The sequence below is a fragment of the Variovorax durovernensis genome (genome assembly GCF_977011995.1).
The window spans coordinates 5,141,648-5,163,884 of record NZ_CDRNCW010000001.1; the positions used below are offsets into that span (position 1 = coordinate 5,141,648).

The following is a 22,237-nucleotide window of genomic DNA, read 5'->3' on the forward strand; positions in this document are numbered from 1 at the left end:
AGCCCGTTGCCATGCCAGTCCCGCAGTCCCTTACCCATTCGCAGATCGATTTCGTCGGCAGCGATTTCGAAGCGCTGGCTTCCCACATGCGCCACTGCGCGCGCGCCCACGGGCGATGGTTCTCGGTGCGCAGCCACATGCAGCGAGTGCGTGCACTGGCTGCCGGGCGCATCGTCACGATGGCCTGCGTGGCCGTTGTTCTGGGCGTTGGCCTGTTCGCCCTCACTTGAGCGCCGCAGCCGTTGTCGACCGCCTCGAGGGGCTCAGTCACTACGCCCGAACCCTTCTGCTGGGCCCGCACGACCCGGTAGCACCTCCGATCCGCGCCGAGCTCTTCGGCGCCCAACGCTTCGAACAGCACGGCCACAGCCTGGCGCGTGCCCAGGTGGTGGAAGACGAGCACCGCCGCACCCGCCAGGGCGCGCCTTTTTTTCCGCGCGTGGACGAGAACCTCGCCTCGCTGCGCAGCGCCTTCGACTACATCGCGCTGACATCGCTCAGCGGACGCTACGTGTCGCCGGCCGCCGAATGGCTGCTCGACAACTTCCACCTGGTCGAGGCGCAGCTCCAGCAGATTCATGACGGCGTGCCGCGCAGCTACTACGCGCGGCTGCCCAAGCTGGCCACGCCGCCGCTCGCGGGCCTGCCGCGTGTGTACGGCATTGCCTGGGCCTACGTGGCCCACACCGACAGCGTGCTCAACAAGACGCTGTTCACCGCCTTCCTCAACGCCTACCAGGACATCGACGAACTCACGCTCGGCGAGCTGTGGGCGCTGCCCACCACCTTGCGCGTGGTGCTGCTGGAGAACCTGCGGCGCATGGCCGAGAGCATCGCCGAGAACAAGGTCGCGCGCGAAGTCGCGCATGCCGCCTGGGACGGCGCGGCCAAGCTCTCCGAGCAGGACCTCGACGTGCTCTACCGCGCGCTGCAAAGCCACGGCCTGCAGGACAACTACCTCACGCAACTGTGGCAGCGCCTGCCGGTGGAGCGCAGCGAGGACACGCCCGCGCTGGTGCGCTGGACCGAACAGCACTGCCCCAACGGCCCGGTGCTGATCGGCGACGCGCAGAACGCGCAGGCGGCCGCCAACCTCACGGTCGGCAACATCATCACCACGCTGCGCATGATCGGCCAGGTCGAGTGGAGCGACCTGATCGAGCCGGTGAGCCGTTCGCTGCGCGTGCTTCGCGAGCTGCCGAGCTTCGCGAACGAAAGCGAAATCACTCGCCAGCAGATCACGCATGCGATGGAGCAGGTGGCGCGCGGCACCGAGCGGCCAGAGCGCGAAGTGGCGCAGGCCGTTGTGATGCTGGCCGCCGCCGCGCCGGCCGAAGACGCCGGGGCGGAGACCGACCGGGCCGACGGCACGGCGGGCTACTACCTCTTCGGACAAGGGCGCCCCTCGCTGATTGCCGCGCTGCAGGCAGGCAGCCCGGCGGACCGCGCCGCTCCGCGCACCGAACGCCTGGGCCGGGCGCGCGGCCGTCGCGGCTGGCGCCTGCCCGTCTACGTGAGCGCGGTGGCCCTCGGCACCGCGTTGCTGCTGGCTTGGGTGGTACACAGCCTGCCGCACCGCGAAGACTGGACCACGGTCCTGGCGCTGGTCCTGCTGGCATGGCCGCTGTCCGAGGCGCTGATCGCGCTGGCCCAGCGCATCATGGCGGAATCGGTGCGCGTGCAGGCGCTGCCGCGCCTCGACTTCGCCACCGGCATTCCCGAACGGCACCGCGCCCTCGTCGTCATCCCCACGCTGCTGAGCTCGTCCGCCAACAACTCGCAGCTGGTCCACCGGCTCGAACTGCACTGGCTGTCCAACCGCGAAGCCCACGCGCAGTTCGCGCTGCTGACAGACTGGGCCGACGCCGCCCAGGCCCTGCTGCCCACCGACACGCCGCTGCTCGACGACGCGCTGCAACGCATCGCCGCGCTGAACACCAAGTACCCCCCGGCCGAAGGCGCCGCCCCGCGCTTCCTGCTGCTGCACCGCCCGCGCAGCTGGAGCGACACCGAGCAGCGCTGGATGGGCTGGGAGCGCAAGCGCGGCAAGCTCGAGATGCTGGTGCGCCTGCTCGCGGCCGGCGACGCCAGCGGCTTCCTGCCGCTCGCGCCTGGCCAGCAGCTTGCGGCCGGCCGCACGCCCTACGTGCTCACGCTCGACAGCGACACCGGCCTGCCGCCCGGCGCATTGCGCGACCTGGTGTCGATCGCGGCCCATCCGCTCAACGCCCCCGAGATCGATGCGCAAAGCCGGCGCGTGGTCGCGGGCTTCGGCATCCTGCAGCCGCGCATCGTCACGCCGTTCCCTATGCGCAACGAGCGCTCGCCGTACCACTGGATGTTTGCGGGCCAGTGCGGCCTCGACCCCTACGGCAGCGGCGCCTCGGACATCTACCAGGACGTGTTCGGCAGCGGCTCCTTCACCGGCAAGGGCCTGCTCAACGTGCGCGCCCTGCACGCCACGCTCGACCGCCGCCTGCCCGACGGCGCGGTGCTCAGCCACGACCTGCTCGAAGGCACGGTGGCGCGCTGCGCGATGGTGAGCGACGTGGTTCTTGTCGAGGACCATCCGCACCATGCCGGCGTTGCGGCGTCGCGCGTTCACCGCTGGGTGCGCGGCGACTGGCAGCTGCTGCCGCTGATGTGGCGCGCGCACCGCTTCGGCATCGACGCGCTGGGCCTCTGGAAGATGAGCGACAACCTGCGCCGCTCGCTGGTCGTGCCCGCTTCTTTCGCGCTGCTGGCGCTGGTGATCTTCACGCAGGCGATGCCGCTGGGCTGGACGCTGGCGGCAGTGGCTTCGGCGCTCACGCTGGGCCCGCTGCTCGGCGCGCTGGCCGGGTTGGTGCCGACGCGGCGCGCCATCGAGCTGCGCCACTTCTTCGACGTGGGCGCGGTCGAGCTGCTGCGCTCCATGGCGGGCGCGGCATGGCAGTTCGCGCAATTGGCGGCGCAGACGCGACTGCTGCTCGACGCATGGTTCCGCGCGACGTGGCGGCTCGTCGTGAGCCGGCGGCACTTGCTCGAATGGACGACGGCGGCGCAGGCGCAGGCGCAAGCCAGCCAGCAACTGGCGCCGTTCCTGCGCAATGCGGCCGTCAGCAGCGTGCTGTGCCTCGTGCTAGCGGTGGCCGCGCACTGGAGCGCATACCCGGTGGTCGGCCCCCTGCTGTTCCTGCTGTGGGCGCTCGCGCCGGTCGCGGCCTGGTGGAGCAGCCGCGTCGAACCGAAGGCGGCCGACCCGCTCAGCGCCGGGCAGCGCACTTACCTCGACAAGCTCGCGTACGACACCTGGCAATTCTTCGTGCGCGTGGTGGGACCGGAGGACAACCACCTGCCGCCCGACAACCTGCAGCTGGAACCGCAGCCCACCATTGCGCACCGCACATCGCCGACCAACATCGGCATGTACCTGCTGGCCGCATGCTGCGCGCGCGAGTTCCGCTGGATCGACACCACCGCGCTGCTGTTGCGCCTCACGGCAACGCTGGACACCGTCGATCGCCTGCAGAAGCACGAGGGCCACCTGTTCAACTGGTACGACACGCAGACGCTCGCGCCGCTGCCGCCCCAGTATGTGTCGAGCGTGGACAGCGGCAACTTCGCTGGCCACCTGGTGACGGTGGCACAGGCCTGCCGCGCATTCGCTGCCGAAGGGGGCCATCCGCAGGAAGCGGCGGCGCTAGAAGCGCTGGCCCGGCGCTGCGACCTGCTGCACGACGGCATGGACTTCAGCGGCCTCTACGACGCCAAGCGCCACCTGTTCCACATCGGCCTGCGCGTGGAGGAGAACGCGCTCGACGCCAGCTACTACGACTTGCTGGCCTCGGAATCGCGGCTGCTGAGCTTCCTGGCGATCGCCAAGGGCGACGTGCCGCGCCGCCACTGGATGGCGCTGGGCAGGCCTTTCCTGCTGGTGGGCTTCCAGCCCAGCCTGAAATCGTGGTCGGGCTCGATGTTCGAGTACGTGATGCCCGCGCTCGTGATGACCGAGCCCGAAGACGGCCTGCTGCAGGTGGCCAACGTGGCCGCCATTGCCGAGCAGCAGGCCTTCGGCCGCGCGCAGAACCTGCCGTGGGGCGTCTCGGAGTCGGCCTATTTCGGGCAGGACCATTCGCTGGCCTACCAGTACTCGCCCTTCGGCGTGCCGCGCCTGGCGCTGCGGCGCACGCCGCCGGCCGACCGCGTCGTGGCGCCCTATGCCAGCGTCATGGCGGCGCCGTTCGCGCCCGAGGCCGCCGTTGTCAACCTGGAGTTGCTCGAATCGCTAGGCGCGCGCGGCGAGTTCGGCTTTCACGACGCGATCGACTTCACCGTCTCGCGCCAGACCGAAGGCCAGGACTTCACCGTGGTGCGCAACTTCATGGCGCACCACCAGGGCATGTCGCTGGTGGCGCTGTGCAACCTGCTGTGCGCCGACGCGCCGCGCCGCTGGTTCGGCAGCGCAGCACTGGTGCAGGCGCACGAGTCGCTGCTGCACGAACGCACGCCGCGCCAGATCATCGGCAGCGCCGATCCGCGCACCCCGCCCGAGCCCGGCCAGGCCGAGCTGGCACCGCTGTTCCAGCCACGCGTGGTCGACCCGATGGCGCCCGGCTTCCAGCCCACGCACCTGCTGTCGAACGGCCGCTACACCGTGTCCCTGCGCGCCAACGGCGCCGGCGTGAGCCGCTGGCATGCGTTCAACGTCACGCGCTGGCGCGACGACCCGCTGCGCGACAGCTACGGCACCTTCTTCTACCTGCGCGACGAGGGGCAGCAGGCGCTGACCTCCCTCACCGCCCTGCCCGCCCCCGGCGATGGCTGGCGCTACCGCACCCGCTTCCTGGCCGACCAGGTGCAGTTCGACGCCGCCGGCCCGGGCCTGCAGGTGCGCACCACCGTGCTCATCAGCCCGGAGGACGACACCGAGCTGCGCAACATCACGCTGCACAACTCGGGCGACGAGACACGCACGCTCGAGCTGCTGTCGTACTTCGAGCCGGTGCTGTCGAACCCCAAGGCCGACGAGGCGCATCCGGCGTTCGCCAACCTGTTCGTCGAGTCGCGCTGGGAGCCCGCATGGCGCGCGCTGCAGATGTCGCGCAAGCCGCGCCTGCACGGCGACGCGGTGGCCGCGGCGGCGCACTTCCTGGCCTCGGTGGACGCCAACGTGCTGTCCGTCGACTGCATGACCGACCGGCGCGCTTTCATCGGCCGCAACCGCACACTGGCCGATCCGGCGCTCGATGCGCAGCCGCTCGCGCACAACGGCCGGCCGGTGAACGGCCTGGACCCCATCGCCTGCCTGCGGGTGCGCCTGTCGCTCGCGCCGGGCGCCACCGCGCGCCTGAGCTTCGCCACCGCCGCCGCGGAGAGCATCGAGGCGCTGATGCCCGGCATCGACCGCTACATGCAGCCGATGCACGTGGAACGCGCCACCCGCATGGCCGCCACGCTGGCACAAGTGCGGCTGCGCGACCTGAGCATCGCGCCCGCGCAGAACGTGGCGCTGCAGGACCTGACGACCATCCTCACCTACACCACGCCGCGCGTCATGAGCGACCGCGGGCTGATCGACCTGCGGCAGATCTGGCGCTTCGGCATTTCCGGCGACAAGCCCATCCTGCTGGTGCACATCCACTCGATGATCGGCATGGGCCTGATCAATACGCTGCTGCGCGCGCAGCCCTGGTGGGGCTTCGGCGGCGTGGCCTGTGACCTGGTGGTGCTCAACAGCGAACCCAACTCCTACCTGATGCCGCTGCAGCGCGAGATAGAGACGCTGCGCTCGCGCGTGGCGCAGCAGACGCAGAACAGCTTTCCGCGCAACGACACGGCCGGCTTCTACCTGCTGCGCGACCAGGACGTGGTGCCCTCGGAGAAGGCCGCGCTTTCCAGCCTGGCGCGGGTGGTGTTCACCGCCGAGGGGCGCTCGCTCGAAATGCAGGTGGCGGCGCTGCACGAAGCCCGCAATGAGGCCCGCAACGACACGGCACCGGCCGCCGACGATGCCGCTGCGCCGCGCGGCGTGCCGCTGCTGTCGCACACCGCCGCCACGCCTTCGGCCGGCGCGCCCACGGGCGACTTCGACGCCGGAACGGGCGAGTTCCACTTCGAGGTCGGCGCAGACCGCCGCACGCCTCGGCCCTGGGTCAACGTGATCGCCAACGCGAACTTCGGCTTCCAGGTGTCCGAGTGGGGCACGGGCTTCACCTGGGCAGGCAACAGCCGCATGCACCAGGTCACGCCGTGGGCGAACGACCCGGTGCAGGACCCGGCCTTCGAGCACTACCTGCTGCAGGACGTGGCAACACGCAAGATGCTGCCCCTCACGCCCGCCGGCAGCGGCGATGGCGAGTCACGGCACCGGGTGCGGCACGGCCAGGGCTACACCGTGTTCGAGTGCCGCCAGGGCTCGCTCATGCTGGAAACCACCTTCTTCGCGGACCGCGACGAGGCCGTGAAGATCGTTCATGTGCGCGTGCGCAACGAAGGCAGCGGCCAGCGCCGGCTGCGCGCGCTCTCGATGGTCGAGTGGCAAATGGGCTCGGCACGCGGAGAGCGCCGCACGGTGCATTGCTGGAAGCCCGAGGACCAGCCGGCCGTGTTCGGCCAGCAGCGCGAGTCGAGCGCAGGCTTCGGCGGCAGCGCGGCCTTCCTGCTGCTCGCGGGCCTGCCCGGTGCCACGCAATGGACCTGCGACCGCAACGAGTTCTTTGCCGGGCGCGGCATCGTCGAGGTGCCCGACACCCTGGCCCAGCGTGCGGGCAGCGGGCTCGACGCATGCGCAGCCATCGGCGGCGAATTCGTCGTGGCAGCGGGCGAAACGGCTAGCTTCAGCTTCGTGCTGGGCCACGCCGACAACGCCGAGTCCGCGCTCGGCCTCGCACGCCGATGGCGCCAGCGCGACGTGCCCGAGGCACTGGCGCAGGTGCGCGCCTTCTGGGACGACCTGCTCGGCCGGCTGCAGGTGCACACGCCCGATCCGCTGTTCGACGCGCTGGTCAACCGCTGGCTCGTGTACCAGACGCTGGCCTGCCGGCTCTGGTCGAAGGCCGGCTTCTACCAGGCCGGCGGCGCCTTCGGCTTTCGCGACCAGCTGCAGGACGCGATGGCCTTCGCGCTCACCGATCCGGCGCGGCTGCGCGAGCAGATCCTGCTGAACGCGGCGCGGCAGTTTCCAGAAGGCGACGTGCAGCACTGGTGGCACATGCCCGGCGGCGCCGGCGTGCGCACGCATTTCTCCGACGACCTGCTGTGGCTGCCGTATGCATCGGCGCAATACGTAGAGGTGACGGGCGACGCCTCGCTGCTCGACGAGATGGCCGGCTTCATCGAAGGCCCCGCCATTCCGGACGGCGCCGAAGACGCCTACTACGCCCCGCAGCGCAGCGGCGAGACGGCCAGCGTGTTCGAGCACGGCGCGCGCGCCATCGACCGCAGCCTGAAGACCGGCGTGCACGGCCTGCCGCTGATGGGCACCGGCGACTGGAACGACGGCATGAACCGCGTCGGCAACGAAGGCCGCGGCGAATCGGTGTGGCTCGCGTGGTTCCTGTGCCGCGTGGTCGAGCAGTTCGCGCCCCTCGCCCAGGCCCGCGGCGAGCACGAGCGCGCCGCGCGCTGGACCGCCGCGCGCACCGGCTGGATCGCCGCGCTGCACGAGGCCGGCTGGGACGGCGCCTGGTTCCGCCGCGCCTTCTTCGACAACGGCGCGCCGCTGGGCTCGTCGGCCAACGACGAGTGCCGCATCGACCTGATCGCGCAGGCGTGGTCGGTGCTTTCTGGCGCCTCTGACGATGCCCACACCGGGCCGGCGATGGCCTCGGTGAAGAAGCTGCTGCACGACGAACCGGCCGGCCTGCTGCGGCTGCTGACACCGCCCTTCGCCAATTCGCCCAACAACCCCGGCTACATCCAGGCCTACCCCCCGGGCGTGCGTGAGAACGGCGGCCAGTATTCGCATGGCGCCGTGTGGGCGCTGATGGCGCAGGCGCAGCAGGGCGACCATGAAGCGGCATGGCAGAGCTTCGAGGGCCTGAGCCCGGCCCACCGCGCGCGCCATCCCGTGCGCGGGCCGGCCTACGAACTGGAGCCCTACGTGATGGCGGGCGACATCTACGGTTCCGCGCCTTACGTCGGCCGGGGCGGCTGGAGCTGGTACACCGGCTCGGCCGCATGGATGCACCGCGCGGCGGTCGAGTCGCTGCTGGGCCTGAGCGTGAAGGGCCGGCTGCTTTCGCTGGCGCCGCACGTGCCGGCGCACTGGCCGGGCTTCGAGATCGCGCTGCGGCTGGGCGCGCGCACGCTCACGCTGCAGTGGGGCGACGTGCCGGGCGCCGCAGCGCCAACACAGCACCTGGCGGCTGGCGAATGGATCGACTGGCAGGCGCTGCCGGCGAGTGCAGTGCTGCGGGTCGCGTGACGGGCCCTGCGCTGGCCTAGACTCGCAACCCCACTCCCATCCTGCGACCGATAAAGGAAAAGCCATGAAGGGCTCCTGCCTCTGCGGCACCGTCCGGTACGAGGCCACGCGCCTCGCCGGCCCCATCGTCCACTGCCATTGCCAGACCTGCCGCAAGGCGCACAGCGCGGCCTTCACCACCACCGCGCGCGCCAACCGCAGCGACTTCCGCTGGACCGCGGGCGAAGAAGCGATCGGCTCCTTCGAGTCGACGCCGGGCAAGCTGCGCCACTTCTGTACCCGCTGCGGCACGCAGCTGATCGCCGAATGGGTGGCGCAGCCGCAGGTGATATTGCGCGTGGGCTCGCTCGACGAAGACCCGGGCGAGCGGCCGTCGATGCACATCTGGACCTCGCACGAGCAACCATGGCTCGACCACGAGGCCGACATTCCCTCCTACCCGGAAGCGGCGCCGCCCAAGGCATGAGCACCACCAAGATCCAGTTCCGGCGCAAGCTCATCGTCGCAGTCCTGCTGTGCGTGGCCGTCGGCGGCGCGGTGGTGCGGCACTATGCGGCGCCCGGCACGACCACGCGCGACATCGCCACGCTGCTGATGGTGCTGTGGGTGCCGATCATCGGCAACGTCATTGCGTGGCTCATCGGCAAGCGGCCGCGCCGCGCGCCGAAGCCGGTGACCGATGCGCCGCCGAGCTTCGACACGCTGGGCGCCTTCACGCCGCATGCGCTGGTCGAGCTCACCTTCCGCAAGCCGGCCATCCCATCGCAGGACGTGCCGGTGGCGCCGGGCGAATACCGCTGCGCGCTGGTGCTCGACAAGGAAGGCTTCTCCGCGCGCTGGGTGGTGCCGCCCGGCGACGCGCTGGAGCGCGGGCTGCCCGCATCGCTGGCCATCGAATTCCTGTCCCCGGCCCTGGCACGGCCGCGCTTTCCCGAAGGCACGGCCTTCCGCGTGCTGATCGGCGATTCGTTCATTGCCGACGGCCGCGTGCTGCGGGCAGAGGCCTGAGGCCTGCAACCGGGTGGCGATAGCCACCAAAACCCCCGATTGTTCGCCGCAGGGAAACTGACTACTGCTGGCCGGCCCCTTTGTCGCGAAGGCGACGCCTCGCACACTCCAATGCCCTCTTACCAGCATTGGCGCGTGCGCCGCCGGTGCTTCTCCAGGACAGCATCCATGATGAATTCACCCAGCAGCAACCCGTGCATCGACGACGTCGGCGCAGTGCCGGCGGCCCCGGCAGCTCCAGCGGTGGCGGCCACCCGCTCCGCATGGCTCGCGGTCGGCTCCATCGCGGTCGGCACCTTCGCGATGGTCTCGACGGAGTTCATGCCCATCGGTCTTCTGACCGACATCGCGCGCGGCCTCAACGTATCTGACGGCACGGCCGGCCTGATGGTCACGATGCCCGGCGTGCTGGCCGCCTTCGCCGGCCCGGCGCTGATCGTCGCCTCGGGCAAGCTCGACCGGCGCACCGTGCTGATCGCGCTCACCACTTTGCTCATCGCGTCGAACCTGCTGGCCGCGTTCGCGCCCAACTTCGCCACCATGCTTGTCGCGCGCCTGCTGCTCGGCCTGTGCGTGGGCGGCTTCTGGACCTTTGCGCCGGCCGCCGCCACCCAGCTGGTGCCGCATGCGGCGCAGGCCCGTGCCATGTCCTACGTGCTGGCCGGCGTGTCGGCCGCCACCGTGCTCGGCGTGCCGGCCGGATCGTTCCTCGGCACGCTGTTCGGCTGGCGCGCCTCGTTCGCGGTGACCGGCGCGCTCGCCACCGTGGTGCTGCTGGTGCAGCTGTGGCTGCTGCCGGCGATTCCGCCGCTGCGCGCCATCGGCGCACGCGACCTGCTCACGCCGCTCACGCGCCGCATGGCGCAGGTCGGGCTGCTCGCGGTGCTGTTCTTCATTGCCGGCCACTTCGCGGCCTATACCTACCTGAAGCCGCTGCTGCAGCAGGTGTTCGGCCTCGCGCCCAACTCGGTGTCGACGCTGCTGCTGGTCTACGGCGCGGTGGGCTTCATCGGCACCTTCCTCGGCGGCAGCCTGGTGGCTCGCAGCGTGCGCGCCACCACCCTGCTGGCGGCGCTGATGCTCGCGACGGCGCTGCTGCTGTCGACGGTGATCGGCACCGGCTTCGTGCCGGGCGCGGTGGTGGTCGTGATCTGGGGCGTGGCCTTCGGCCTGATCCCGGTGGCGCTCACCGGCTGGATGATGGAAGCCGTGCCCGACGCACCCGAAGCCGGCCAGGCGCTGCTGGTGAGCGGCTTCCAGGTGGCCATTGCCTCCGGCGCGCTGATCGGCGGCGTGACGGTCGACAACCACGGCATCTCCAGCGCGATGGTGCTCAGCGGCGCTCTGGTGCTGATCGCTGCGCTGATCGTCGGCACGCTGGGCCGTGCGCGCGGCGGTGCGCCGCTGGCCGCGATTCCGGAATAACTTCTTGTGCCTAGCGGCGGCCGGGCTTGCCGGCCGCCACGATGGCATCGAGCACCACGCGCAAGGCCTTGCTCACGGGCTTGTCCCGTCGCAGCACGACGGCCAGCGTACGGTGCATGCGGGGATTCAGCCGGCTGGTCTTCAGCTCAGGATGGGCGCCGCGCCCCGTCATCGACATCCCCGGCACGATGGCATAGCCCAACCCCGCCGCCACCATTTCCTTCATCGCCTCGACGCTGCCCAGCTCCATCACGGGTTGCGGCTGCAGGCCATCGGCGGCAAACCAGCGGTCGACCAGCTTGCGCGTGTTGGCCGCGGGCTCGAACAGCACGAGGGGCAGCGCCCCCAGGTCGGCCGGTGCCACGCGGGCCTTCAGCGGTGCGACATCCGCGCGGCCGATGGCGACGAACTCGTCCTCCAGCACCGGCATGGCGGCCAGCGCACGGCCCGCGGCGGGCAGCGTGACCAGCGCGAGGTCGAGGCTGTTTTCCTCGACCTTGCGCGCCTGGTCTTCGGTGTTGCCCGTGCTCACCACCACGCTCAGCGCCGGGAACTGCTCGCGCAGCGTGCGCAGCACCGCCGGCAGGAAATGCAGGCAGGCCGTGGCGCCCGTGCCCAGCCGCACGCGGCCGGTGACGCCGCTCGCGTGGTCGGCCAGTGCATCGACGGCGTTTTCCACCGCACTCCCGATGTGCTGCGCATGGCGCAGCAGCTCCATGCCCGCGGGCGTGGCCTTGGCGCGCTTGCCGACGCGCTCTATCAGCCGCACCGACAGCCGGCGTTCGAGCTGGCGCACCTGAAGGCTCACGGCCGGCTGCGAGATGCCGAGCCGGTCGGCGGCGGCCGAGAAGCTGCCGGTTTCGATGACCAGCACGAAGGAGCGCAGCTGGTCGAGGTTGAGCGTCTTTTCCAAAGTATTTCTTATGCTCCGTATAGCTCACCCAAGCTTCACTTATCGATGATGGATCGTCAAGATCGGGCCATGTCATCGCCATCCATCGCCTCCGCCATCGTCACGGTCATCGACGCCGAGCCCCATCACATCGCCGCCGTGCAGGCCATCTACAGCCACTACGTGCTGCACGACCTGTGCTCCTTCGAGGAAGAAGTGCCCACCGTCGAGCAGATGCAGGCGCGCCGCGCCGACGTGGCCGCGCGCGGCCTGCCCTACCTCGTCGCGCTGAAAGACGGCGAGGTCGTCGGCTATGCCTACGCCACCGCCTACCGCGCGCGCTCGGCCTACCGGCACACGGTGGAAGACTCGGTGTACGTGGCGCAGGGCATGCACGGCCACGGCATCGGCACCGCGCTGCTGCGCGCCGTGATCGAACGCTGCACCGACGGCGGCTTCACCCAGATGGTCGCGTGCGTGGGCAACAGCGCCAACCTCGGCTCGCAGCGGCTGCACTGCAGCCTGGGTTTCGAGCAGGTGGGCGTGCTGCGCGAGGTCGGCTTCAAGTTCGGCCAGTGGGTGGACACCGTGCTGATGCAGCGCGCGCTGCGCTGAGCCTGGCGCATGCCCAACGACACCACCGCGCCTGTGCGCGGGTGGCTTGCGCTGCTGTGCGCGAGCCGCCTGCTGCAGGCCATGATCGTCACCGCCTATTCCGGCGTGCTGCCTTTCATGATGCCCGACTGGCACATGACGGCGGCGCAGGCCGGCTCCATACAGAGCGCCTGGCACGTGGGCTACATGAGTTCGCTGTTCGCGGTGGGCCTGCTGGCCGACCGCTACGGGCCGCACCGCATCTTCTTCGCCGGCAGCGCGGTCAGCTCGATGGCGGCGCTGGCCTTCGCGGTGTTCGCGCACGACCACATGTCGGCGATGCTGCTCTACGGCCTGGCGGGCCTGTGCGCCGGGGCCTCGTACACGCCGGGCCTGCAACTGCTGGCGCGCAACACCGAGCAGGCAGTTCGCGGCCGGGCGATGGGGTTGTTCATCGGCGCATCGTCGATGGGCTATGCGCTGTCGCTCGGAGTGGTGGCCGCGTTCAGCCATGCGCAGCACTGGCGGCTGGGCCTGCTGGCGGCGGCAAGCTGCACCGCCCTGGGCGCGCTGCTCACGGTACTGGCGCTGCGGCGCATGCGCGCGCCCTCCGCGCCCGTGCCGCACGCCGAACGCGAAGGCACCTGGCAGGCGCTGCGCGCCACGGTGCGCGACAAGCCGGCGATGGCAGGCAACTGGGCCTACGCCTTCCACTGCTGGGAACTCATGGCGCTGTGGGCATGGCTGCCGGCCTACCTGATGGCCTCGTCGGGCGGAACCGCGTCGTGGCAGGGCACGGGCGTCGCGCTGGCGGCGCTGGCCCACCTCGTCAGCGTATTCGGCAGCGTGGCGGGCGGCGCCGCGTCAGACAGGCTCGGCCGCGCGCGGGTGATGATGGCCGCGACCCTCGCGAGCCTGTGCATGTCCTTCGCGTTCGGCTGGATGTGGACCTGGCCGCTGTGGCTGCTGGCCGCGATGGCCGCCGTCTACAACCTCTGCGCCATCGCCGATTCGTCGGTCTACTCGACCGCGCTGGCCGACGTGGTGGCGCCGCACCGGCTGGGCGTCGCGTTCTCGGTGCGCTCGGTGATGGGCTTCGGTGCGGGCGCGCTCAGCCCCTGGGTCTTCGGCATCGCGCTCGACTGGGGCCAGACGCGCTTCGGCATCGGCAGCACGCAGGGCTGGGTGGCGGCGTGGAGCTCGGTCGGCCTGGGTGCGCTGCTGGGGCCGTGGATGATTGCGCGCTTCTCGCGGCTGCACCGCGCGCGCCTGGCCGTTCACTGATACTCGTCTTCGGACCACTCGGGGCTGTAGCCGCCGAGCGTCGGGTGGTACATCTCGTCGCCGGAATGCTGGGTGAACTCGACGTTGAGCCGGTCTTCCCGCAGGCCCAGGATGTCGATGCAGTCGCGGCACAGCGCCTTGGCCACCTCGAGCCGCAGCTCGGCGGAGCGGCCGCGCCGGATGTCGCACATCAGCACCGACACCTCGACCGGCTCGCCATCGACCATGCGCCACACGCCGCCCTCTCCCACCTCGCGGATCGCGATGCTGATGCGGCGGATGTCGACGCTCATCATGCGGGCGTAGGTTTCGCTGAGCTGCCTGGCGAGGCGCTTCTTGTCGGCCACGGCGTGGTGGCCGTTCACGTCGAGTTGGAGGTAGGGCATGTCGGGGCTCCATTGGCTGCCGGCGAGAAAGGGCCGAGACACCACGGTAACTCAACGGCGCGCCGGGCGCGGGCCCGCGGCTGCCTATTCCCCCAGCAGTTCCCCGATCGGCTGCAGGTCTTCCACCCGGTCGCAGATCGCCTTGATCACCATGGTGATGGGAATGCCCAGCAGCAGCCCCCAGATGCCCCAGAGCCAGCCCCAGAAGATGACGCCCACGAACACCGCCACGGGGTTCATGCGGCTGGTGCGGCTGGTGAGCCAGGGCATCAGCAGGTTGCCGATGAGCGTGTGGATGCCCAGCGACACGCCAGCCACGACGATGCCCATCTGCAGGCTGTTGAACTGCAGGAAGGCCACCAGCCCCGCAGCCACCAGCACGATCACCGAGCCGATGTACGGAATGAGGTTGGTCACGCCCGCGATGATTCCCCAGACGGCCGCGTTCTCCACCCCTATGACCCAGAACGCCAGGCCGGTGGCCACGCCCACCACCACGCTCACCAGGATCTGCACCAGCAGGTAGCGCTCGATGTTGCGGGTGATGTCGTCCAGCACGTGGACCGTGACCTTTTTCTTCTGCAGGCTCGAGCCGGTGATCTTGATGAGCTTGCGGCGGAAGGTGTCCCCCGAGCACAGCGCGAAGTAGGTGAGGAATGCCACCAGCGTGAGCTGCCCCATCGCGCTCAACAGGCCGACGGTGCCGCTGAGCAGGTAGTCGCGCACGTTGAAGCCGGGCCGCTCGATGATGACGCGCGCCACGCCCCGGCGCGAGGCCACCTTGGCCGAGTTTTCCTCGGCGGCCTTCTCCAGCTGCGCGGCGGCGGCCTGCACGCTCTCGAGCGGCGTGGCGCTGGCGTTCTTGTCGCGCCGCATGGCCTGGCCCAGCTTCTGCGCGGCGACCGGCAGCGAATCGAGCAGCTGCGAAGCGCTGCCCGACAGCGAATAGCCGGTCCAGCCGAGCCCGCCGAACAACCCCATGAGGATCAGCGCCGCACCGATCCAGCGCGGCAGCTTCCAGCGATGCAGCATGTCGACCAGCGGCGACAGCGCGTAGGTCAGCAGCAGGCTCAGCATCAGCGGAATGAACACGGCCTGCCCCCACTGCAGCGCGAACACGCTGGCCAGCACCGCGAGCACCACCAGCGAGGCGCTGCGCACGTCGACGGGCATGTGCAGCATCAGGCGTTCGCGCTCGCGCTTGCGCGCGGTCGCGGAGGCCGGCGCTTCCGGGGACGGCGCTGCCTCCGGAGCGGGCACCGCAGCCGCGGCAAGCGCAGGCTCGGCGGCCGGAGGCTCCGGCGCGGGCTTCGGGGCCTCGCCCCCGGATGCGTCGTGCTCGGCGGTCATCGCGCTTCCTTGATCACTTCGCGCACGGCCGCAAGCTGGCGGCGCGACACCGCGACAGGCTCGGGAATGGCGTCGAGCCTCAGCGCCCAGCCCTCGGCGTCTTCGCCGTCGTCGTACTTCTCGAGCGCGCGAATGGCCGCGCGCGCCACCAGCGCGTTGCGATGCACGCGCAGGAAGCGGTGCGGATAGCGCTCCTCGAACTCGTTGAGCGAGCCGTCCAGGATGTGGCTGCGCGTGGCGGTGCGCACCGTGAGGTACTTGTATTCGGACTTGAGGTAGAGCACTTCGGACAGCGGCACGCGCTCGGCCCGGCCGCGGTCCTGGATGAGCACGGTTTCCGGCGCGGCTTCGGCCTGCAGGGCGCGGCGCTCCTTCAGGAAGCGCTCGGCCTTCTGCAGCGCCTGCTGCAGGCGCTCGGCGCGCACGGGCTTGGTGAGGTAGTCGACCGCGTCGAGGTCGAAGGCAGTCACCGCATGGGCCGCATGCGCCGTCACGAAAACCACCGCAGGCGCGTCGGCCCGGCTGCGCAGCGCGCGTGCCACTTCGATGCCGTCGATGCCGGGCATGTGCACGTCGAGCAGCACGAGATCGAGCGCCAGCGTGGCCAGCTGCTGCTGCGCCTCGGCGCCCTGCGCGGCTTCGGCCACCACCTCGGCGCCGGGCGAGTTGCAGTCGCGCAGCAAGGTGCGCAGGCGGGAACGGGCCAGGGCTTCGTCGTCGACGATGAGTGTCTTCAGTGTGCTCATGTTCATGATTCAGCCGGGATCGCAATGCGCACCCGGTAGTTTTTCTGGTCCATGCCGGCGCTGAACTGCATCTGCATGTCGTGCAGGAGCCGCAGGCGGTCTCTCACATTGGCCAGCGCAATGCCGTGGCCGCGCGGCAGCGGCTCGTCGGCCCAGCGCAGCGGCGGCAGGCTGTTGACCACCTCGATCACCACCATGGAGCCGCGCCTCTCGGTGCGGATGCGCAGCCTGGCGCCCTCGGGGCTGGGCTCCACGCCGTGCTTGATGGCGTTCTCGACCAGCGGCTGCAGCAACAGCGGCGGCAGCCGCGCCTTGCTGGCGGCGGCGTCCAGGTCCCAGCGGATGCGCAGCCGGTCGCCGAAGCGCACCTGCTCGATGGCCAGGTAGCGCTCGGCCAGTGCGATCTCGTCGGCCAGCGTGCACGACTCGCCGGGGTCGGCCAGCGCCTGGCGGAACAGCTCGGCCAGGTCTTCCAGCATGGTCTCGGCCTTGGCCGGCTCCTCGCGCACCAGCGCGATGGCGCTGTTGAGCGTGTTGAACAGAAAGTGCGGGCGGATGCGCGACTGCAGTTCCTCGAGCCGGGCCGTGGTGGCGGCGGGCGTCTGCCCTTGCGCGCGCAGCACCATCGCGGCCATCACCAGCCCCGCGAACAGGGCGCCGGTCAGCGCGCTGGCCAGCCAGGGCGCATTCGACAGCACCCCGGTGAGCCGCAGCAGCCCGCAGCCATAGAGCGCCGCGACGGCACCGAGCACCCCGCCCGCCGCGTACTGCCATTGGCGCGGCAGCCGGCGCAGCGGCTTCTTCAGCCCGCAGGCCGCGACCAGCCACAGCAGCGTCGCGGGCAAGGCCCCGCCGGTGACGGTGGCCGCCTGCACCAGCCAGTCGGTCGGCGTGGAAACCACGAACAGCGTGGCGATGGCCACCACCGCCTCGACGAACACCACCGTGCGCAGCACCACGCCGATGCGGCAGGCGTCGAACAACGACGGCGCCCCGCGCAAGGCGTTGCGCGCCCTTTCCGACGATGGCGGGGACGTGGTTGAAGAGCTGGCCGATAAAATCGCCGGGTTGCGCATCGCAGACATCAGTTACATCGGGTGACCAACCCATTATTGCCTCCTGGACGGCTCCCATGACCCAAAACCAACTCGACAAGAAATCCGAAGCCTGGTCGGCCCTGTTCTCAGAACCGATGAGCGACCTCGTCAAGCGCTACACCTCCAGCGTCTTCTTCGACAAGCGCCTGTGGCAGGCCGACATCCAGGGCTCCCTGGCCCATGCCGGCATGCTGGCCGCGCAGGGGATCATCGGCGTGCAGGACCACGCCGCGATCGAACGCGGGATGGCGCAGATTCGCGCCGAAATCGAATCCGGCGCCTTCGAGTGGAAGCTCGATCTTGAAGACGTGCACCTGAACATCGAGGCCCGCCTGACCCAGCTGGTGGGCGACGCCGGCAAGCGCCTGCACACCGGCCGCAGCCGCAACGACCAGGTCGCCACCGACGTGCGCCTGTGGCTGCGCGGCGAAATCGACCTCATCGGCGACCTGCTGGTCGACCTGCAGAAGGCACTGGTGGACATCGCCGAGAAGAACGTCGACGTGATCCTGCCGGGCTTCACCCACCTGCAGGTGGCGCAGCCGGTGAGCTTCGGCCACCACATGCTGGCCTACGTGGAAATGTTCAGCCGCGACGCCGAACGCATGGGCGAGGTGCGCAGGCGCGTCAACCGCCTGCCGCTGGGCGCCGCCGCGCTGGCCGGCACCAGCTATCCGCTGGACCGCGAGCTGGTCGCCAAGACGCTCGATATGGACGGCGTGTGCCAGAACAGCCTGGACGCGGTGAGCGACCGCGACTTCGCCATCGAATTCACCGCCGCGGCCAGCCTGTGCATGGTGCACGTGAGCCGCATGAGCGAAGAACTCATCCTGTGGATGAGCCAGAACTTCGGCTTCATCCAGATCGCCGACCGCTTCACCACCGGCTCGTCGATCATGCCGCAGAAGAAGAACCCCGACGTGCCAGAGCTGGCGCGCGGCAAGACCGGCCGCGTGGTCGGCCACCTGATGGCGCTCATCACGCTCATGAAGGGCCAGCCGCTGGCCTACAACAAGGACAACCAGGAAGACAAGGAGCCGCTGTTCGACACCGTCGACACGCTCAAGGACACCCTGCGCATCTTTGCCGAGATGATCGGCGGCATCACCGTGAAGCCCGAGGCCATGGAAGCCGCCACGCTGCGCGGCTACGCCACTGCCACCGACCTGGCCGACTACCTGGTGAAGAAGGGCCTGCCCTTCCGCGACGCGCACGAAACCGTGGCCCATGCCGTGAAGGCCGCCACCTCGCACAAGGTCGACCTGGCCGAACTGCCGCTGGCCGTGCTGCAGCAGTTCAACCCGAGCATCGAGAAGGACGTGTACGACGTGCTGAGCCTGCGCGGCTCGCTCAACGCACGCAACATCCTGGGCGGCACCGCCCCGGCGCAGGTGAAGGCGCAAGTGGCGCGCCACCGCGCGCGCCTGGGCTGAGCGCACTCCAGGCAGCACCGTGTTCTACGCCATCCCGCTCGAGAACAAACCGAGCTGGCGCAACCCACCGTGGATGACGGTGCTGCTGATCCTCCTGAACATGATCGTGTTCTGGGGGCCGCAGCGCAGTGAAGAAAACGCGCGGGAGCGCGCCGCCGACTATTACGTCAAGAGCGTGCTGCCCGCGCTGGAGTTGCCGCCCTTCGTCGAATGGCTGGAAAAGACGGACCCCAGGCGCGGCAAGCTGGCCCGGCGCATGCTGGCGCACGAAGAGGCCTACCCGCAATTGCTCGAGGGACTGCAGGGCGACAGGCAATTCCTGCAGAAGCTGCAGGCCGACGAAGTCGTCACGCCCACCAACCCGCAATACGGTGAATGGAAGCGCGACCGCCAGCAGTACGAGGCGATGCTGCCCGCGCCGTTCACCAGGCGCTGGTCGCACGACCACGGCAAGGACGCGGAGTTCAAGCCCTGGACCTGGATCACCTCGGCCTTCCTGCACGGCAGCACCGGCCACCTGCTGGGCAACATGCTGTTCCTCTTCCTGTTCGGCTTTTCGGTCGAGCTGGCATTGGGCCGCGGCACCTACCTGAGCTTCTACCTGCTGGGCGCACTGGGCTCTTCGCTGCTGGCCGGCTGGGCCTACGCCGGCAAGGGCAGCTACGGGCTCGGCGCCTCGGGCGCCATCTCGGCGCTGATGGGCATGTACGCGGTGATGTACCGGCTCAAGCGCATCCGCTTTTTCTACCAGCTGTTCTTCTATTTCAACTACGTCACCGCACCGGCCCTGCTGCTGCTGCCGGCATGGATCGCCAACGAACTGATGCAGCACTGGCTGGGCGGCCAGGGCATCGCGTACATGGCCCACCTGGGCGGCCTGCTGAGCGGCGCCGCGCTGATGGCCGGCGCGCTGCTGCTGCGCCGCGTGAAGGCACCCGAAGCGGCATCCGCCCCCGAGCCCGACCGCTTCGACGAGCACGTGGCCGCCGCGCAGAAATACGGCGCCGCGATGAAGTTCGACCGCGCCTGCGCCGAGTGGCGGGCCGCCGCTGCCCTGCGGCCCACCGACGCCGGCACGCTGCGCGCCTGGTTCAACACGGCGCGGCTGCAGCCCGCGAGCGACGACTTCCACCATGCCGCGCGCCGCATCTTCCGCCTGCCCGCCACCGACCCGGCAACGCTCGCGCTGCAGCACGCCAGCTACAAGACCTACCTCGACCAGGCCAAGCCCGGCGCGCGCCTGAAGCCCGACGACATGGCGCGGCTCGCGCGCCGCTTCGCGCGCATTCGCGAGTTCGGCGATGCCGACAAGCTCTGCCGCATCCTGCTGAAGACGGCGCCCGACCATGCCGAACTGCCGGACACGCTCTCGGCCTGCGCCAACGGCCTGCTGCACGCGGGCGAACGCGACCGTGCCGTGAGCCTGCTGCCCGACCTGCTGCGCCTCGCGCCCAACGACATGGTGACGCGCGCCCTGCAGCGCGCCTGACCGCGATAGAGACAACATGTCCCAACCGACCAACCACAAAGCCTGGCAGCGCCACTGGCACGATGTATTCGACGCCGCGCTGGGCCCCGAGGACGACGAACCGCCCGAGAACGTCGACAACGATCTCCGGCTGCAGTTCGAGTTCGGAGACCTCGACGCCGAGGCGCGCCGGCAGGCCTTCTCGGTCTTCCCGCGCCACGAGGAAATGCTCGCGCGGCTGCAGCAGTACCAGTCGACGCCGGCGCGCGCCATCGGCCCCGACGAGGCCGTGCAACTGCTGCGCGACGGCCTGGCGCTGGTCGAGCCCATGGGGCTGGAGGTGCCGGACGCGAACGGCCCCATCGAAGTGCTCGACACCGGCGCGACGACGCTGCTCAAGGCCTTCTCCGAGGCCGACAGCCCCTTCATCGAACTGCACGACGCGCTCGCCGAGATGGCCCTGCGCGAGACTGGCGAAGCCGGGCGGGACGCCTACCACTTCCTCGTCGAGCCGCTCTATCGGCTGGAGACTTCGTACCCGATCCTGCACTGGGTGCTCTGGCCGCTGTGCGCGCCGCCCGGCGCGCCGGACGCCACCGAGGCCGACTATCGGCTGTGGCGCGGCGGCTGGTCGGCGGGCTGGGGACGGGACCGGGTCTTCGTGTTCGACCGCCGCAAGGAATTCGGTCTCGCGTGACAGCGGCGGCGCATGCCGCATCGGCAACAGCCACGACAAGTCCCTCGGCACCGAAAGGCCTTGTGTGCCCGCGCCTGCCCCTCGGTGGCACCGCACTTGCATTGCCACTCTGTAAAGCTCGCCCGCGGCCGCGCGTTGCATTGAACTCGCAAGCACATGCCCGCTCCATTTGGGACCTTCGTCACTTTCCCTGCGCCATGCACGCCTGTAAAAACTCCCGTTTCCCGTTGCTCATGACCGTCGTCGCGGTCTGCGCGCTCGCGACGATCGCCGGCTGCTCACGCACCGACCAGGGCGTGAGCGCCACCGCAAAGGCTGCCGCCGCACCGGAAAAGGAAGTCGGCACCGTCACCCTGAAGCACGAGACGCTGGAGCAGAGCACCGAGTTGCCCGGCCGCACCGCCGCGCCGGTGATCGCAGAGATCCGGCCGCAGGTCGGCGGCATCCTCAAGGAGCGGCTCTTCACCGAAGGCTCGCAGGTCAAGGCCGGCCAGGTGCTCTACCAGCTCGACCCGGCACCGCTGCAGGCGGCACACGCCAGCGCGCAGGCCAGCGTGCGCAAGGCCGAGTCGGCCCTGGCCACCGCGCGCACGGTGGCGCGCCGCAATGCCGAGCTGGTGAAGATCGACGCCATCAGCCGCCAGGTGTTCGACGAATCGCAGGCCACCGAGCAACAGGCCGAGGCCGACCTCGGCGTGGCCCGCGCCGCCGAGCAGACCGCGCGCATCCAGCTCGGCTACACGCGCATCACTTCGCCGATCGCCGGCTGGGCCGAGCTGTCGACGGTCACGCCCGGCGCGCTGGTCACGGCCAACCAGACTGCGGTGCTGACGACGGTGCAGCAGCTCGACCCCATTCATGTGCATGTCACGCAGTCCAGCCGCGAGCTGCTGCGGCTGAAGCGTGAACTCGCCAGCGGCCGCCTGCAGCGCGCGAGCGACGCCGAAGCCCGCATACAGCTGGTGCTGGAAGACGGCAGCAAGTACCCGCACGCCGGCCGCCTCACCTTCAGCGGCGTGACGGTCGATGCCGGCACCGGCAGCGTCACGCTGCGCGCCGTGGTGCCCAACCCCGACAAACTGCTGATGCCCGGCATGTACGTGCGCGCCGTGCTGCAGGAAGGCACCGATGCCACCGCGCTGCTGGTGCCCCAGCAGGCGGTGACGCGCGCGCCCGACGGCAGCGCATCGGCGTTGGTGGTGGATGCGGAGAACAAGGTCGCCAAGCGCCCCATCCAGGTCGGCCGCGCGGTCGGCACGCGCTGGCAGGTGCTCGAAGGCCTGGCCGCGGGCGACCGCGTGATGACCGAAGGCGCGCAGCGGGTGAAGGTGGGCGACAAGGTGAAGGTGGTCGACCTCGGCGCCAAGGCCGTCAGCCCGGCATCCGGCCCCGTGGCCAGCGTGCGGCCCGACGCCGCCGACGCGGCATCCGACCCCGTGGCGCGCTGAGG

The 22,237-nt window shown here is 70.2% G+C and carries 17 protein-coding genes; 12 read left to right on the forward strand and 5 right to left on the reverse strand.

Annotated features, from left to right (window positions below; translation table 11 throughout):
• Positions 1–11 precede the first annotated feature (11 nt).
• The 5 genes from ACWV14_RS24445 to ACWV14_RS24465 all read left to right on the forward strand — a co-directional run bounded on the left by ACWV14_RS24445 (position 12) and on the right by ACWV14_RS24465 (position 10,840).
• Entirely contained in the window at positions 12–230 is a 219-nt protein-coding gene (locus tag ACWV14_RS24445; protein WP_237679196.1) for a hypothetical protein, read from the forward strand.
• On the forward strand, positions 227–8,407 hold the full coding sequence (locus tag ACWV14_RS24450) for a GH36-type glycosyl hydrolase domain-containing protein (RefSeq protein WP_454904180.1): 8,181 nt from the start codon (positions 227–229) through the stop codon (positions 8,405–8,407). Before ACWV14_RS24445 ends, ACWV14_RS24450 begins: the two co-directional genes overlap by 4 nt.
• Before the next feature lie 64 nt (positions 8,408–8,471).
• The gene (locus ACWV14_RS24455) at positions 8,472–8,873 is read left to right on the forward strand and encodes a GFA family protein (protein ID WP_454904181.1); all 402 of its coding nucleotides are present in this window, start codon (positions 8,472–8,474) and stop codon (positions 8,871–8,873) included.
• A complete protein-coding gene (locus ACWV14_RS24460) occupies positions 8,870–9,415 on the forward strand; it encodes a hypothetical protein (protein ID WP_454904182.1) in 546 nt (181 codons plus the stop codon). Before ACWV14_RS24455 ends, ACWV14_RS24460 begins: the two co-directional genes overlap by 4 nt.
• A gap of 168 nt (positions 9,416–9,583) precedes the next feature.
• A complete protein-coding gene (locus ACWV14_RS24465) occupies positions 9,584–10,840 on the forward strand; it encodes an MFS transporter (RefSeq protein ID WP_454904184.1) in 1,257 nt (418 codons plus the stop codon).
• 10 nt (positions 10,841–10,850) lie between these two features.
• Here ACWV14_RS24465 and ACWV14_RS24470 read toward each other — a convergent pair whose 3' ends face one another.
• Positions 10,851–11,774 carry a LysR family transcriptional regulator gene (locus ACWV14_RS24470; protein WP_454906061.1) on the reverse strand — a complete coding sequence of 308 codons (924 nt, stop codon included), beginning with the start codon at positions 11,772–11,774 and terminating at the stop codon, positions 10,851–10,853.
• Between the two features lie 48 nt (positions 11,775–11,822).
• Between ACWV14_RS24470 and ACWV14_RS24475 the strand changes: the two genes are divergently transcribed.
• Together ACWV14_RS24475 and ACWV14_RS24480 are read left to right on the forward strand one after the other, a co-directional pair.
• Positions 11,823–12,347 (forward strand): N-acetyltransferase family protein, encoded by a 525-nt coding sequence (locus tag ACWV14_RS24475; RefSeq protein WP_454904185.1) that lies wholly within the window; start codon positions 11,823–11,825, stop codon positions 12,345–12,347.
• A gap of 9 nt (positions 12,348–12,356) precedes the next feature.
• Entirely contained in the window at positions 12,357–13,610 is a 1,254-nt protein-coding gene (locus ACWV14_RS24480; RefSeq protein WP_454904187.1) for an MFS transporter, read from the forward strand.
• On the opposite strand, the gene ACWV14_RS24485 is transcribed toward ACWV14_RS24480, so the two are convergent.
• From ACWV14_RS24485 to ACWV14_RS24500, 4 genes are all read right to left on the reverse strand, one after another.
• Positions 13,604–13,996 (reverse strand): tautomerase family protein, encoded by a 393-nt coding sequence (locus ACWV14_RS24485; RefSeq protein ID WP_454904189.1) that lies wholly within the window; start codon positions 13,994–13,996, stop codon positions 13,604–13,606. The two genes, ACWV14_RS24480 and ACWV14_RS24485, sit on opposite strands and share 7 nt — an antisense overlap.
• Before the next feature lie 84 nt (positions 13,997–14,080).
• Positions 14,081–15,346 carry an AI-2E family transporter gene (locus ACWV14_RS24490; RefSeq protein ID WP_454904191.1) on the reverse strand — a complete coding sequence of 422 codons (1,266 nt, stop codon included), beginning with the start codon at positions 15,344–15,346 and terminating at the stop codon, positions 14,081–14,083.
• Positions 15,343–16,092 (reverse strand): LytR/AlgR family response regulator transcription factor, encoded by a 750-nt coding sequence (locus ACWV14_RS24495; RefSeq protein WP_237679185.1) that lies wholly within the window; start codon positions 16,090–16,092, stop codon positions 15,343–15,345. The genes ACWV14_RS24490 and ACWV14_RS24495 overlap by 4 nt, the downstream gene beginning before the upstream one ends.
• Positions 16,093–16,094: 2 nt before the next feature.
• A complete protein-coding gene (locus tag ACWV14_RS24500) occupies positions 16,095–17,093 on the reverse strand; it encodes a sensor histidine kinase (RefSeq protein WP_454904193.1) in 999 nt (332 codons plus the stop codon).
• Between ACWV14_RS24500 and ACWV14_RS24505 the strand changes: the two genes are divergently transcribed.
• The 5 genes from ACWV14_RS24505 (at position 17,038) to ACWV14_RS24525 (ending at position 22,235) form a co-directional block, all read left to right on the forward strand.
• Positions 17,038–17,193, forward strand: a complete 156-nt coding sequence (locus ACWV14_RS24505) for a hypothetical protein (RefSeq protein ID WP_422089198.1) — start codon at positions 17,038–17,040, stop codon at positions 17,191–17,193. The two genes, ACWV14_RS24500 and ACWV14_RS24505, sit on opposite strands and share 56 nt — an antisense overlap.
• 31 nt (positions 17,194–17,224) lie before the next feature.
• Positions 17,225–18,622 carry an argininosuccinate lyase gene (gene argH, locus ACWV14_RS24510; RefSeq protein ID WP_454904194.1) on the forward strand — a complete coding sequence of 466 codons (1,398 nt, stop codon included), beginning with the start codon at positions 17,225–17,227 and terminating at the stop codon, positions 18,620–18,622.
• A gap of 19 nt (positions 18,623–18,641) precedes the next feature.
• Positions 18,642–20,111 (forward strand): rhomboid family intramembrane serine protease, encoded by a 1,470-nt coding sequence (locus ACWV14_RS24515; protein WP_454904196.1) that lies wholly within the window; start codon positions 18,642–18,644, stop codon positions 20,109–20,111.
• Positions 20,112–20,127: 16 nt separating this feature from the next.
• A complete protein-coding gene (locus ACWV14_RS24520; protein ID WP_454904197.1) occupies positions 20,128–20,787 on the forward strand; it encodes a hypothetical protein in 660 nt (219 codons plus the stop codon).
• Between the two features lie 233 nt (positions 20,788–21,020).
• Positions 21,021–22,235 (forward strand): efflux RND transporter periplasmic adaptor subunit, encoded by a 1,215-nt coding sequence (locus tag ACWV14_RS24525; protein ID WP_454914175.1) that lies wholly within the window; start codon positions 21,021–21,023, stop codon positions 22,233–22,235.
• Positions 22,236–22,237 lie beyond the last annotated feature (2 nt).